Annotated in this window: 13 protein-coding genes and 1 tRNA gene; 8 read left to right on the forward strand and 6 right to left on the reverse strand. The window is 67.7% G+C overall.

Annotated elements, in window-relative coordinates:
• The 4 genes from ABFX45_RS44925 to der form a co-directional block, all read left to right on the forward strand.
• Positions 1-859 (forward strand): hypothetical protein (locus ABFX45_RS44925; RefSeq protein WP_346137230.1); only part of this gene is annotated, 859 nt, incomplete at its 5' end.
• 97 nt (positions 860-956) lie between these two features.
• Positions 957-1,643: a (d)CMP kinase gene (gene cmk, locus ABFX45_RS44930; protein ID WP_170155116.1), complete on the forward strand. Its 687-nt coding sequence runs from the start codon at positions 957-959 to the stop codon at positions 1,641-1,643.
• Positions 1,640-2,272, forward strand: coding sequence for a lysophospholipid acyltransferase family protein (locus tag ABFX45_RS44935; protein ID WP_109638908.1), 633 nt, complete (start codon positions 1,640-1,642; stop codon positions 2,270-2,272). The genes cmk and ABFX45_RS44935 overlap by 4 nt, the downstream gene beginning before the upstream one ends.
• Positions 2,269-3,690, forward strand: coding sequence for a ribosome biogenesis GTPase Der (gene der, locus ABFX45_RS44940; RefSeq protein ID WP_109638907.1), 1,422 nt, complete (start codon positions 2,269-2,271; stop codon positions 3,688-3,690). The genes ABFX45_RS44935 and der overlap by 4 nt, the downstream gene beginning before the upstream one ends.
• 5 nt (positions 3,691-3,695) lie before the next feature.
• On the opposite strand, the gene ABFX45_RS44945 is transcribed toward der, so the two are convergent.
• The 4 genes from ABFX45_RS44945 to ABFX45_RS44960 are packed head-to-tail and all read right to left on the reverse strand — an operon-like array spanning position 3,696 to position 7,583.
• Positions 3,696-4,874 (reverse strand): aminotransferase class I/II-fold pyridoxal phosphate-dependent enzyme, encoded by a 1,179-nt coding sequence (locus ABFX45_RS44945; RefSeq protein ID WP_346137231.1) that lies wholly within the window; start codon positions 4,872-4,874, stop codon positions 3,696-3,698.
• A complete protein-coding gene (locus tag ABFX45_RS44950; protein WP_346137232.1) occupies positions 4,871-6,235 on the reverse strand; it encodes an AMP-binding protein in 1,365 nt (454 codons plus the stop codon). The genes ABFX45_RS44945 and ABFX45_RS44950 overlap by 4 nt, the downstream gene beginning before the upstream one ends.
• Positions 6,232-7,317 (reverse strand): acyl-CoA dehydrogenase family protein, encoded by a 1,086-nt coding sequence (locus tag ABFX45_RS44955; RefSeq protein ID WP_346137233.1) that lies wholly within the window; start codon positions 7,315-7,317, stop codon positions 6,232-6,234. Before ABFX45_RS44955 ends, ABFX45_RS44950 begins: the two co-directional genes overlap by 4 nt.
• A 5-nt stretch (positions 7,318-7,322) precedes the next feature.
• On the reverse strand, positions 7,323-7,583 hold the full coding sequence (locus ABFX45_RS44960) for an acyl carrier protein (protein WP_112232153.1): 261 nt from the start codon (positions 7,581-7,583) through the stop codon (positions 7,323-7,325).
• A gap of 137 nt (positions 7,584-7,720) precedes the next feature.
• Here ABFX45_RS44960 and ABFX45_RS46755 point away from each other — a divergent pair, with 137 nt between their 5' ends.
• The 4 genes from ABFX45_RS46755 to ABFX45_RS44980 all read left to right on the forward strand — a co-directional run bounded on the left by ABFX45_RS46755 (position 7,721) and on the right by ABFX45_RS44980 (position 10,239).
• The gene (locus ABFX45_RS46755; RefSeq protein ID WP_112232155.1) at positions 7,721-8,215 is read left to right on the forward strand and encodes a helix-turn-helix domain-containing protein; all 495 of its coding nucleotides are present in this window, start codon (positions 7,721-7,723) and stop codon (positions 8,213-8,215) included.
• A gap of 35 nt (positions 8,216-8,250) precedes the next feature.
• Entirely contained in the window at positions 8,251-8,883 is a 633-nt protein-coding gene (locus ABFX45_RS44970) for a response regulator (RefSeq protein ID WP_170155109.1), read from the forward strand.
• Positions 8,877-9,992, forward strand: a complete 1,116-nt coding sequence (locus tag ABFX45_RS44975) for a sensor histidine kinase (protein WP_346137234.1) — start codon at positions 8,877-8,879, stop codon at positions 9,990-9,992. Before ABFX45_RS44970 ends, ABFX45_RS44975 begins: the two co-directional genes overlap by 7 nt.
• Positions 9,993-10,165: 173 nt before the next feature.
• Positions 10,166-10,239, forward strand: a tRNA-Pro gene (locus ABFX45_RS44980).
• Positions 10,240-10,321: 82 nt separating this feature from the next.
• Here ABFX45_RS44980 and ABFX45_RS44985 read toward each other — a convergent pair.
• Positions 10,322-11,521, reverse strand: coding sequence for a site-specific integrase (locus ABFX45_RS44985; protein WP_346137235.1), 1,200 nt, complete (start codon positions 11,519-11,521; stop codon positions 10,322-10,324).
• A 574-nt stretch (positions 11,522-12,095) separates the two neighbouring features.
• Positions 12,096-12,560 (reverse strand): hypothetical protein, encoded by a 465-nt coding sequence (locus tag ABFX45_RS44990; protein ID WP_346137236.1) that lies wholly within the window; start codon positions 12,558-12,560, stop codon positions 12,096-12,098.
• Between the last annotated feature and the right edge of the window lie 193 nt (positions 12,561-12,753).

The raw sequence follows: 12,753 nt of genomic DNA on the forward strand, positions 1-12,753 counted from the left end.
CGCGACATCCGGGCTGTTCACCAGCGCCCGCAGCTCGGCCTGTTCATCGACAGTCAGCTCCACCCCGACAGCCAACACCATCACCAGTCACGCGGATGTAAAGCAAACAGAATCACAGGACACTAGGCGGCCGGTGCATAATGACGGCGTGGAAGAACTGCTTTCGATATCCGAAGACAGCGTCGAAAAGTTCCTGAGGCGATGGTACGGCGAGCCGGATCTGCCGGCTCGCCCCCTGCCTGCGGAAGTGCGGGTGCCGGCGCGGCTGAGGGCCTGGTTCGAGCTCACCTCCCGGTGGTCCGCCGACATCTGTGCGGTCAGCGGGCCACTGGACCCTCCGGAGCTCGTGGCAGAGGACGGAAAGCTGATCTTCTGGGTGGACGGGCCGGGTTCCTGGGAATGGGGTGCGTCCCTTTCCGGGGACGATCCTCCGGTGTTCGGCAGGGAGGTGGACTCGGACTGGGTGCCGGCCGGTGAGTCCCTGTCCGAGTTCCTCCTCCACGTGACCGTGCTGGAGACCGCGATCGGGGCCTCGAACCAGTGCTACGCGCACGGCGTCCCGGTGGAGCGGTTGTCCGGGATCGTTTCCGGCTATCGCGCTCTTCCGCTGCCGGTGTTGCCGTGTCCGTCGATGGATTCCCGGATGTTTGTCGGATCGGATGCGCTGCTCCAGGTTTCGGAGAGCGTGAGCGATTTGACTCAGCCGAAGGGGGAGTTGTTCGACGTTTCGGTGTCGGTTTTGGTGCCGGCGTCGATTGACGAAGTGATCGACCGCCATCCGGAGATTCCCTGGAAGCGTTACTCCGCGGTCGTTCCAGAGGGATTCTCGCCCGATGATCTTCCGGGATTTCTCCGTTAGCCGAGGCCCCTGCTGGTGTGAGCGCCCGCACCAGGCACAATGGAGCACCGTGGGGATCTCGGAGGGAGCTGTGGTGGGCCAGGGTCAGTTGCGCGGTGTGGTTGCACTCGACGGACCGGCCGGCACCGGCAAGTCCACCGTCGCGAAGCGCCTCGCGATGGCGCTGGACGCGCGCTACCTCGACACCGGCTCGATGTACCGGGCGATCACGGTGGCGGTGCTGCGCGCCGGGGTCGATCCGACGGACCCGGGGAAGGTCGCCGAGATCGCGGACGGCGCGAAGCTCGTGGTCGGCACCGACCCGGAGAAGCCCGGGATCACGCTGGACGGTGACGACGTGTCCGTGGAGATCCGCGGGCCAGAGGTGACGCTGGCCGTGTCGCCGGTGTCGGCGACCGCGCACGTGCGGGAGCTGCTCGTGGCGCAGCAGCGGGCGATCATCGCGGACGCCGTCGACAACGTCGGTGGCATCGTCGTCGAGGGGCGGGACATCGGCACCGTCGTGTCGCCCGACGCGCCGTTGAAGGTGTACCTGACCGCGTCGGAGGACGCGCGGGCGCGGCGGCGGACCAAGCAGGACAGCGCGGCCGGACGTGAGTCCACTTTGGACGCCGTGCTGAAGGACGTGCAGCGGCGCGACAACTACGACTCGTCGCGAGCGGTGTCGCCGTTGAAGGCGGCGGCGGACGCCGTCGAGGTGGACACGACCGACCTCGACCTCGCGGGCACCGTGGACGCGTTGCTCGACCTCGTCGAACGGCGCGGGCTGAGGGTGACCGGGTGAGCGTGCCCGAGGGCACCGTCGGGTGGCTGTTCGACTTTGGACGGTGGATCGCGCGCGTTCCGTACGCCTGGCAGTTCCGGATTCGGGTGCACGGCCGCGACCGCGTACCCTTGAGCGGCGGCGTGGTCGTCGTTGCCAACCACAGCTCGATGGCTGATGGACCGATCCTGTTCGGTGTCGTGCCCCGGCGCGTGACGTTCCTGATCAAGCAGGAGATGTTCAAAGGTGTCGTGGGCAACCTGCTGCGCAAGATCGGCCAGATTCCCGTCAAACGGGGAGAAGCCGATCGCACGGCGCTGACCAGCGCGTTGTCCGTGCTCAAGGCCGGTGGCGTGATCGGGATCTTTCCCGAGGGCACGCGCGGTGAGGGCGACGTGGCTTCGGCGCAGAACGGCGCGGCGTGGCTGGCGCGGGTCGGCGGCGCGGTGGTGCTGCCGGTCGCGTGCCGCGGGACGTACCAGGCCAAGGGCTGGCGGCCCCACGTCGACGTGATGATCGGTGAGCCGTTCCACCTCCCGGACGGGAAGGGGAAGGCCGCACTCGGCGTTGCCACCGAGCAGGTGCGCGACCGCCTGGCGACACTGGTCGCCGAACTCGATGGACTTCGTATGAGTGAGGGAAGACGATGACGGACCTGGACGGCACCTGGGAGGACGAGGCCGACTGGTCAGCCTTCGACGACCTCGACGGCTCCGACGGTGAGGACTCTTCGCCGCCGCAGCCGGTGCTCGCGGTGGTGGGGCGGCCGAACGTCGGCAAGTCCACGCTGGTCAACCGCATCATCGGCCGCCGAGAGGCCGTGGTGCAGGACGTGCCGGGCGTGACGCGTGACCGCGTGGCGTACGACGCGTTGTGGAACGGCCGCAAGTTCACCGTGGTCGACACGGGCGGCTGGGAGCCGGACGCGGTGGGCCTGCAGGCCGCCGTGGCCGCGCAGGCGGAGCTCGCGATGGCGACGGCGGACGTGATCCTCGTGGTCGTGGACGCGACGGTGGGCGCGACGACCACGGAAGAGGCCGTCGCGAAGGTGCTGCGCCGGTCCAAGAAGCCGGTGATCCTGTGCGCGTCCAAGGTGGACGACGACCGGCTCATGGCCGACGTCGCGTCGCTGTGGTCGCTGGGCCTCGGCGAGCCGGTCCCGGTGTCCGGCCTGCACGGCCGCGGCTCCGGCGACCTGCTCGACGTGATCCTCGCGAAGCTGCCCGAGACGCCGCGTGACGACTTCGGGGCACGCAGCGGTGGTCCCCGGCGCGTGGCACTGGTCGGCAAGCCGAACGTCGGCAAGTCGTCGCTGCTGAACCGCCTGACCGGTGAGCAGCGCTCGGTCGTCGACTCGGTCGCGGGCACCACCGTCGACCCCGTCGACTCGCTGGTCGAGCTCGACGGCGAGGTGTGGCGCTTCGTCGACACCGCCGGCCTGCGCAAGCGGGTGAAGTTCGAGAGCGGCGCCGAGTACTACGCCTCGCTGCGCACCAAGTCGGCGATCGAGACCGCCGAGGTCGCGATCGTGCTGCTCGACGCGCACGAGCCGTTGTCCGAGCAGGACCTCCGCGTGCTGACGATGGTCGTCGAGTCGGGCCGCGCGTGCGTGCTGGCGTTCAACAAGTGGGACCTGGTCGACGAGGACCGCCGCAACGAGATGATCCGCGAGCTCGAACGCGGCCTCGTGCGCGTGCCGTGGGCGGACAAGGTCAACATCTCGGCCCTGACCGGCCGCTCGGTGCACAAGCTGGCCCCGGCGCTGCGCACGGCCCTGAACTCGTGGGACACCCGGGTTCCGACCGGCCGCCTGAACCAGTGGCTGTCGGACCTGATCGCCGCCACCCCGCCCCCCGTGCGCGGCGGCAAGCAGCCCAAGGTGCTGTTCGCGACCCAGGCCTCGACCCGCCCGCCGACGTTCGTGCTGTTCACGACCGGTTTCCTCGAGGCGGGCTACCGCCGGTTCATCGAGCGCAAGCTGCGCGAGGAGTTCGGCTTCCAGGGCAGCCCGGTCCGCATCTCGGTCCGCGTCCGCGAGAAGAAGAAGTCGGGCGCCGCCAAGAGGTGAGCTGGTCAGAGCGAGAACTTGTTCCTCGCTTCGGTGAGCCGTTCGACCAGCAACGCACATTCGGCCTGAGTGTGCGTGCTGGTCACGCCGATCCGCAGCCTGCCTTCTCCTGACGGCACGTGCGGGTGCACGAACGTTCCGACGAAGATCCCGTGGTCCATCAGCCAGTTCGAGACGGCCACGGTCTTGTGCTCGTCACCGACCAGCACCGGGACGATGTGGCTGGTCGTGCGCATCAGGTTCAGCCCGGCCTCGGTGAGGCCGTCGATGACGAACCTGACGTTGTGGTCGAGCCTGGCGCGCAGGTCGCCGCCGTGTTCCTCGACGAGCTGGAGCGACGCGAGGCTCGCGCCCGCGACGCCGGGCGCGCTGCCGCGTGAGCTGGTGTAGCTGGGAGCGAGGTAGCGCAGCTCGCGTTCGAGCTCCTTGCCGGTGAGGACGAACCCGCCGACGCTGCCGAGCGCCTTGCTCATCGTGCCGACCACGGCGTCCACCCGGTCCAGCACCCCGAAGTGGTCGGCCACGCCCAGCCCGTTCGGTCCGATCGCGCCGAACGAGTGCGCCTCGTCCACGACGACCAGCGCGTCGTGTTCCCCGGCGAGTGCGGTGATCTCGTCCAGCGGCGCGAAGTCCCCGTCAGCGCTGTACAGGCCGTCGACCAGGATCACCCGGCGGCGCTTGTCCTTCTCCTTGCGCAGCAGGGTTTCCAGCTTCTTCACGTTGTTGTGCGGGAACGTGCGCAGCTCGGCGCCGGACAACCAGCTGCCCATGTAGATCGAGACGTGGGCGGTGCGGTCGCAGAGGATGACGTCCTCCGCGGAGGCGATGGTGGAGATCACGGCGAGGTTCGCGGCCATTCCGGACGGGAAGAGGATCGCGGACTCCTTGCCGGACAAAGTCTTGAGCTTCGCCTCGATGCCGTCGTGCAGCCGGGTGCGGCCGCAGAGCAGTTGCGCGCCGTAGGTGTTCGTGCCGAACTCGTGGATCGCGTCGATCGCGGCCTGTTTGAGCGCAGGCTCCTGGGAGAGGCCGAGGTAGTCGCACGAGCCGAACATGAGCAGATCGCCGTGCGCGGCCGTCGTGACGTGGTGGCCTCGGTTGGTCTCGATCACCGGGAAGAACGGCGAGACGCCCTCGTCCTCCCACTCCTCGTACAGGGCGGTCGACTTGCCGAACAACGTCACTGGATCCCCCTGGAAAGTGCGGTGCGGTCGGTCTTGCCGTTGGCTGTGCGCGGCAGTTCGGCCACGACGGAGGGCGAGTCGATGATCATGTAGCCTGGCAGGCGTTCGGCGCAGTGCCGTTTCAGGCCGACGAGGCCCAGGCGCTTGTCGTTGCGCGGCACGACGACGGCGTGCAGTTTCGCCTCCAGGCCGCTGCCCCTGACGACGACGGCCACGGCGCCGACATCGGGGTGAGCGGCGAGCGCGGTTTCGATCTCGCCGAGCTCCACGCGGTGGCCGCGGACCTTGACCATGGCGTCGCGCCGGCCGCGGTACTCGAGCACCCCGTTCGTTCGTCTGCCGAGGTCTCCGGTGCGGTACGGGCCCCGCTGCGGTGGCTCGCCCCAGTAACCGAGCATGACGGTGGGGCCGTCGACGACGATCTCGCCGTCGTCCAGCTCGACGTTGTTGCCACAGCTGGGAGAACCGATCGGCAGTGGGCGGCTCGGATCGACGTCGTGCACCTCGTACGACGTGCAGACGTTCGTCTCAGTCGGCCCGTACCAGTTGAACAGCCTGGTGTTCGGCCACGCCTTGCGCAGCTCGAGCACCTGGTCGGACGGGAACGGTTCGCCCGCGAAGACGCAGACGCGCAGGCCGTTGTCCCGGTGCAGAAGGCCGCCTTGCCGCATCATGAGCAGCAGCGCGGACGGCACGGAGTACCAGACCGTGATGCCACGCGTGACGAGGAAGTCCGTGAGCTCCGCCGGGTGGTAGGCGACATCGTTCGGCACGAGGTCGACCGCGGCGCCCGCGTGGAAGGCGCCGTAGAGGTCGAACACGCTCAGGTCGAAGTTGAACGGCGCGTGGTTGCTGAGCCGGTCTCCCTGGTGCAGACCGGTTTCGCGGGCCGCCCAGGAGACGAACGCTTCGGCGTTGCGGTGGCTGACGCAGACGCCCTTCGGTTCGCCGGTCGAGCCCGAGGTGTAGAGGACGTAGGCCGGGTCGTCCGGCTCCGGCTCGTGGATCTCTGGTGCTGAGCCCGCGGTTGGCGCCGTGCGCGGGTCGGTGATGACCAGCTTCGGCCGCGCGCTCCTGATGATCTTTTCCACGCGCGCGGCAGGGTTGGCCGGTGCCACCGGTACGTAGATGGCGCCGACTCGCAGCGCGGCCTGCATCAGTGCGATGGTGTCCGCGCTCTTGTCGGCGGTGATGACGATGCGGTCGCCCTTGCCGATGCCTTGTTCCCGCAGGCCCGCGGCGAGGTGGCCGGCGCGGTCGTCGAGCTCGCGATAGGTGATCGTCGTGGTGCCGTCGTGGACGGCGGGCGCCTGGGGTGTGCGTCGAGCGGCCTCGCTGACGAGCCGGTGCAGCGCGGTCACAGGCCCAGCTCCAGTGCCGCCAGCTGCCGCTGGATGTCCGACGTGCCGGAGAAGATCAGGCCTCCCACGGCGTCCCTGAGGTGCTCCTCGATGCCCTCGCCGGTCTGGTAACCACGGCCGCCGAAGAGCTCGACGGCGTCCAGCGCGGTCTGCACGGCGGCCTGTGAGACGGCGAGCTTCGACAGTGCCGCGGGAAGCACCGCGAGGTCGTTCTGGTCGATCGCCCAGCAGGCCTTGTAGAGCAGCAGACGGGCGCTTTCCAGTCGCAGCCGCATGTCCACGATCCGGTTGCTGACGGACTGGAAGTCGCTGAGCCGCCTGCCGAACTGCTTGCGCTGCTTGACGTGCCTGATGCAGCGCTCGATCAGCCGGTCCTGCACGCCGAGGTAGATCGCGAAGAGGCAGGCGCGTTCCCAGAGCATGCCGTGCTGGAACACGAGGGAGCCGTTGCCCAGCACCGCGTCCTCCGGCACCGCGCAGTCGCGGAACTCGACGGTGCCCGCCGCGCAGCCGTTCATGCCGAGCTTGCCGAACGGCTCGCTCCTGACCAGGCCGGGCGTGCCGGTGTCGACCACGAAACCGGTGGTGCCGAGGTGGCCCGCGGTGGGGTCGGTGACGGCGTAGGTGACGTAGACGTCCGCGATCGGGCCGTTGCTGACGAAGCTCTTCATGCCGTTGAGCACGTATCCGTCGCCGTCGCTGTTGCGTACGGCGGTGGTCTTCAGCGCTCCGATGTCGGATCCGGCGTCCGGCTCGGTCATCGCGTTGGCGCCGATGAGCGCGCCATCGCACAGTCCGGGGAGCTTCTTCTTCTGGCTCTCGGAGCCGAACGCGGCGATCGGCAGCGCCACGGCGAAGAGGTGCGCGCCGGCCGCGAAGATCAGCCCGGTGTCGTGGCAGCCGTACCCGGCGGCCTCGAAGACCAGGGCGGTGTCGAGCGCGCCGAGTCCTCGTCCGCCGTGTTCGACGGGTATCGCGGCACCGAGCACGCCGAGTTCACCGAGCCGTTGCCAGTCGTATTCGCCGGCATCCCGAATTGTCCGGCAGCGGTCTCTTTGTGCGGCTGTCTGGCCGAACTCCATCCGGCTCACCCGCGCAATGCCGTGACGAGTCCGGCGATGCTTTGCAGATCTCGGAAGTTCTCCGTCGTGACTTGGGCCGGTGGAACGCGCACACCGAATTCGGTGCGCACGTACGTCACCAGCCGCGTGGTTTCGATCGACTTGAGGATCCCCCACTCCATCAGCGGTGTCGTGGCCGTGAGCTCCTCGTCCTCCCCGTCGAGGAACTCGTCGCGCACCAGTTCGGTGAGCTTCTCCAGCACGTCGCGGTGGTACTCGTCGGACATGGGTCCCCTATTCCACGTCGGCGGGTGTTTCGGTGCCTGCTCTGCCTTTGTACTGCCGAAACGGATTGTTCGGTGGCCACGCCTGGACTTGTACGACGAAGCCCGAACAAAATGGGGAGCGGGGGAGGTAACCGACTATGGCTCGCAAAGAGCGTCCACTCGACGAAGGAGACAGCCCGCTACTCCGATTCGCCGCCGACCTGCGCACACTGCGACGCGCGGCCGGCATGCCGACGTATCGCCGGCTCGCCGCGTTGACGCACTACTCGGCCGCGACGCTGTCCGACGCCGCCGGCGGCCGCAAACTGCCCACGCTCGACGTGACCTTGGCCTACGTCCGCGCGTGCGGCGGCGACGAACCGTCGTGGGAACGCCGCTGGACCTCGCTGGCCGCGCAGCCCGCCGACGTCAGGATGAACCGCGCGCCACAGGTCCGTGCCTTCAACGCGGCGGCCACGATGCTCGCCACCGTGGCGGAGGCCGGCGTCGTCCTGTGGCACATCCAGGACCAGCGCTTGGTGACAGTTCTGCCGCTGCTGGGACCACCGTTGCGCGCCTTGGTCTTCACGTCCGACGACTCGCACGTGATCGGAGTGCACACAGATGGTGTCGTGACCACTTGGGTGATCTAGTTGCCCTTTGGCATGGGGTGCGGTTGGTTGGGCTCGTGGCCGTACGAGTGGTGCTAGCCGACGACGAGGCCCTGCTGCGGCGGGGCCTGAAGGTCCTCCTGGAAGCCGACGGACGGGTGGAGGTGGTCGGCGAGGCCGCCGACGGCGCCGAACTGGTCGAAGTCGTCCTGGCCCGCCTGCCCGACGTCGTCCTGGTCGACGTGCAGATGCCGGGCGTGGACGGCCTGGAAGCGGTGCGGCGGCTGAGAACGTGGGCCACACCGCCCGCCATCGCCGTGCTGACCACGTTCGACCTGGACGACTACGTGGCCACCGCCCTCGACCTCGGCGCTCAGGGCTTCCTGCTCAAGGACGCCGAGCCAGAAACCCTGGTGCGAGCCGTGATCGACCTGGCCGCGGGCGGCGCCGTGCTGGACCCCCGCATCACCGCCCGCCTGCTGCCACGACTGCGCGGCTTCCGGGCCAACCGGCAACTGGACTCGTTGTCGGCCCGCGAACGCCAGGTGCTCGAACTGCTCGCCGGCGGCCGCTCGAACCACGCCATCGCGGAAGAACTCTGCCTGTCCGAGGCCACCGTGAAGAGCTACGTCTCCACCGTGCTGACCAAACTGGGCGTGGAAAACCGGGTGCAGGCGGCCCTGGTCGCGCACCAGGTCGGTGTGTGGTGAAGCCGCTCTACCGCGAAATCCTCACCGTGGGCATCACCACGGGCGTGGTCCTGCTGGCCCAGGACCGCCCGTTCCCGTGGTCGCTGTGGACCGCGGTGGGCGCCTCCCTGCTGCTGCCCGTACGCCTGCGCTGGCCGTGGCTGGCCGCGTTGCTGTGCGTCCCAGCCGTGGCAGGCGGCCTGGGCTGGGCCCCGGCCCTTGTGGCCCAATACCGCTTGGGCCGCAAGGAAAAGTCGATCCCGGTCCAACTCTTCTGGGTCGTCCTGCAAACCGTGGCCGCAATCGCCCCGGTACTGCTGACCGAAACCATCCCGCTCGGCTCGTTGCTGCTGGCCACCGCCTTCGCCTTCGGCCTGGCAGGCGCCCCCACGGCGCTGGGCGCCCTCGTGACCACCCGCAAGGACCTGACCCGGTCGCTCTACGAAACCCGCCGAGCCCGAGCCGCCGAACTGGAAGCCCAGGAAACCTCGGCCAGAGCCGCAGAACGCGCCCGCATAGCCCGCGAAATCCACGACGCCGTGGGCCACCACGCCACCCTGATAGCCGTGGAATCCGCCGCCCTCGCCGCCACCGCCACCGACCCCGCCGTCCGCGAAACCGCACAGCGCTTACGTGCCCTGGCAAAGGAATCCCTGTCCGAGATGCGCGCTGCCCTGGGCCTGCTGAACTCCGACACGTCCTACCCGTCCCTGCAGGAGCTGGTGGACCGCGCACGAGTGGCCGGCGTGTCGGTGACGCTGTCCGAGACGGGCGAGGCCGCGCTGTCCCCAGCCGTCTCCCGCGCCCTGTTCCGCGTGGTCCAGGAAGCCCTGACCAACGTCACGAAACACGCACCAGGCGCCGCCGTGACGGTGACCGTCGACCGCTCATCGCCCGTGCGAGTGTCCGTGGTGAACGGCCCCAGCACGCTGCCTTCCCTGGCCGACGGCGGCGGAGCGGGCCTGCACGGCCTGTCCGAACGAGTGCGGCTGGCCGGCGGCACCCTGACCACCTCGTACCGAGCAGACGGCGGCTTCACCGTCTCAGCCGTCCTACCCTCCGGTAAGTCGAAGGTTGACGGACAAGACTCGACTTTCGGCGGTGGTGCACGAGACGCGGCCAACGCATAGTTCTCGGTGTCGGTCGAGGATCGGGGGATCGGTCGGACCGAGGGACGCGGGGACCCGCACGTCGGGTCCCCGCCGTATTTCCGCAGCTCCCGCCCTGTGCCGGGGGCCGTTTTTGATCTCTGTTCCGGGTGTTGTACGATTCTCCCTGCACGCCGGGCAACCGGGAGTGTGGCCGGGACGTGGCGCAGTTTGGTAGCGCACTTGACTGGGGGTCAAGGGGTCGCAGGTTCAAATCCTGTCGTCCCGACGGCCAATGACCAGCGGGTTTACCTTTCGGGGTAGACCCGCTGGTGTCGTTTTTGCCCGATTGTGGTCGTAAAGTGGTCGCGCTATGCCGCTTCGGCTTCTTTCAACGCAGTCTCGATCGCCTTCACCGCATCGAGTGCGACATGCCGGAGCAGGTGGCCGTAGATCTCCGTCGTCGTTGACAAGGTCGAATGGCGCAGCGTCTTGGACGCCATGGCCAGCGGAACCTGCGAGCTGAGCATCGTGGTCGCGGCGAAATGACGCAGGTCGTGCACGCGGATCCTGGGCAGTCCAGCCTGCTCGGTGAGCCGATGGAACCGATGTAGGACGTATTCCGGGCGTAGTGGTTGTCCTCCGCGTCGAGTGAACACCAGCGCGCGGTCGGGTTGGCGCTCCGCTTGGTTCTGAAGCGCGGCGGCCACCCTGTGAGAGAGCCCGACCCAAGCGAGGCTGCTCTTGGTCTTAGGGGTCGTGAAAACCGGCGTGGAGTTGTTGACGTTGGACAACGTCTGGCGGACGAAGAGCACGTGCTCATCGAGGTGGACGTCGGCCCAATGCAGAGCGAGCGCCTCGCCCTTGCGCATGCCGGTGCCGATGATCAATTCGAAGAGGTTGGTCAACGGGTCGTTGTGGTCAGCGCAATATTTGAGGAATTTCGCAGCCTCTGCGGGCGACCAGCACACCGGCTCGTACTTCGTGGGACGGGTGACAGACACATACTTGGCCGCGTTGTACGGCAGGCGGTGCTGCCGTACGGCGTCGCCCAGCGCGCTGGACAGTGTCGCGAGGCAGCGGCGCAGTGTGGTGTGTCCGCGGCCGGCTTCCAGTTGGTTGCGGACATAGAGAACGACGTGCTGGTGGGAGAGATCTTCGAGTCTGATCAAGCCGATGTGCGGAATCAGGTCTTTGTGGACGTACGCGTGGTAGTTCGCCATGGTGGTCGGCTTGAGTGTCGACGCCTTGCCGCGCAACCAACCCAAGAGGTAGTCGGCGACTGTCTGCCGGTCGTCGATGACGATGCCAGTGCGCTCGTACTCAAGCACCTTGCTCAGTGCGACTTGAGCGTCTGTTTTGGTCGCGAAACTGCTGCGACGTCGTGTTCGACGCTTACCGTCGAGCGTCGGTAGATCAACAGCGTAGGTCCAGCTTCCGTGCTTGCGGTTGGCCAGCTTCGGGCAGCGAGCGCCAAGCTGGCGGCCGTCAGCGTCGCGGCAAGCGCAACGGCGATAGACGCGGCCACGGTTCGGATTCTTCATGATGAGTTCCTCCGGTTCCCTGCTCATCTGCTCCTGGTGAGCAGCGCAAGACCGGAGCATGTGCCGGATGCGACCACCGTGCGACCACAGGTTGCGTCGTTGCTGGTCAGGCTGATGTCACTTGTGACCATGACAAGGTGTGGCGCGCCTGTAGTGCCCAGCAGCAGCGTGCCTATTTCCCTCCCATCGACAAGCGTGAACAATGCCTTCGTACAACCCAGCGGACGCGACAGCGTCGGGTGGGCACGGGAACTCCGCGTCGGTCTCGGCCTGGCCGATGCGCCGCCGCGGCTGCAGGAACTGGCGTACTTCCCGGTCGACCCGTTGTGCGGCGTTCCGGCTGTGCGGTTACCGGTTGTGCAGGACTTCCGTCGGCTCCGCGAGGTGCCAGAGGCCGGTCGCCGGAGAGACTTCCGCGTCGGCACTGCAGACGTCGCTGTTTCAGCCGATGTTGCGGCCTGGCCGGGCTTTGAGTCGTGGATTGGCGGGGACGGGGTTTCGGCCAGAGCTGCGGGTCTCGTGGCCGGTTTCAAAAGGTGGCTCAGGCGCGCAGAGTCCCGTCCCGGTCTTGATCGTAGATCTCCAACGCAAGATCGTTCGTTTAGGAGTTTCTGGTCTTGTCGGAGTTTCTTAGATCTTCAACGATCTGCTGCACAGCTTCTTTGATTCCGTCGTTCACGGGAACGTCGTACACCGACACCCGCACGTTCCACCGCCCTGCGACGGCGTGCACCGACAGTTCCTGGTCTTTTGACCGGCCGGCTTCGCACGACTTGGTCGCGGAGTCCAGCACTCCGCTGGTGCAGAGCATTGGGGTGAGTCGCTCGGACTCCTCTTGGCTTGCGTAGGCGACGAGCCCGAGGCTGAGTACCTTTTTCCCGGTCGAGACGAAGACCTGGCAGCTGTTGGCCTCCTCGGAGTTCACCTGCGAGACCTCGAATCCCTTGGTGATGACCGCTAGTGGTTCGGGCTTCAGCATGCCGGGGCAGCCTGATTCGACCTTGTCGGCCAGGCCGGCTGGCACGTCGGTGCCGCACGCGGTCACGAGCGCGAGTACCGCCAGCACGCCTGCGAATCTTGTTCTCACTTGTTCCCCCGCTTCTGGCGCCTCATTGTGCGGCGCGGCGTGACACCCTGCGTGTCAGGGTGAGTTGAGTCCAGTGGTTCACAGCAAGCTGGCCTGACGCAGGGCGAGATTCGGATTGATTGACATGACCCGCAAGGCCAGGTCCTCGGTGGTCGAGGACGATGATGGGCGG

This window comes from Lentzea roselyniae, from assembly GCF_039537795.1.
GTDB classification, from domain to species: Bacteria; Actinomycetota; Actinomycetes; order Mycobacteriales; family Pseudonocardiaceae; genus Lentzea; species Lentzea atacamensis.

What these genes read in the sequence shown, in the direction of transcription:
- der (WP_109638907.1), top strand. Translation starts at nt 2,269, where the DNA reads ATGACGGACCTGGACGGCACCTGGGAGGACGAGGCCGACTGGTCAGCC.
- ABFX45_RS46755 (WP_112232155.1), top strand. Translation starts at nt 7,721, where the DNA reads ATGGCTCGCAAAGAGCGTCCACTCGACGAAGGAGACAGCCCGCTACTC.
- ABFX45_RS44960 (WP_112232153.1), bottom strand. Translation starts at nt 7,583, where the DNA reads ATGTCCGACGAGTACCACCGCGACGTGCTGGAGAAGCTCACCGAACTG.
- ABFX45_RS44985 (WP_346137235.1), bottom strand. Translation starts at nt 11,521, where the DNA reads ATGAGCAGGGAACCGGAGGAACTCATCATGAAGAATCCGAACCGTGGC.
- ABFX45_RS44955 (WP_346137233.1), bottom strand. Translation starts at nt 7,317, where the DNA reads ATGGAGTTCGGCCAGACAGCCGCACAAAGAGACCGCTGCCGGACAATT.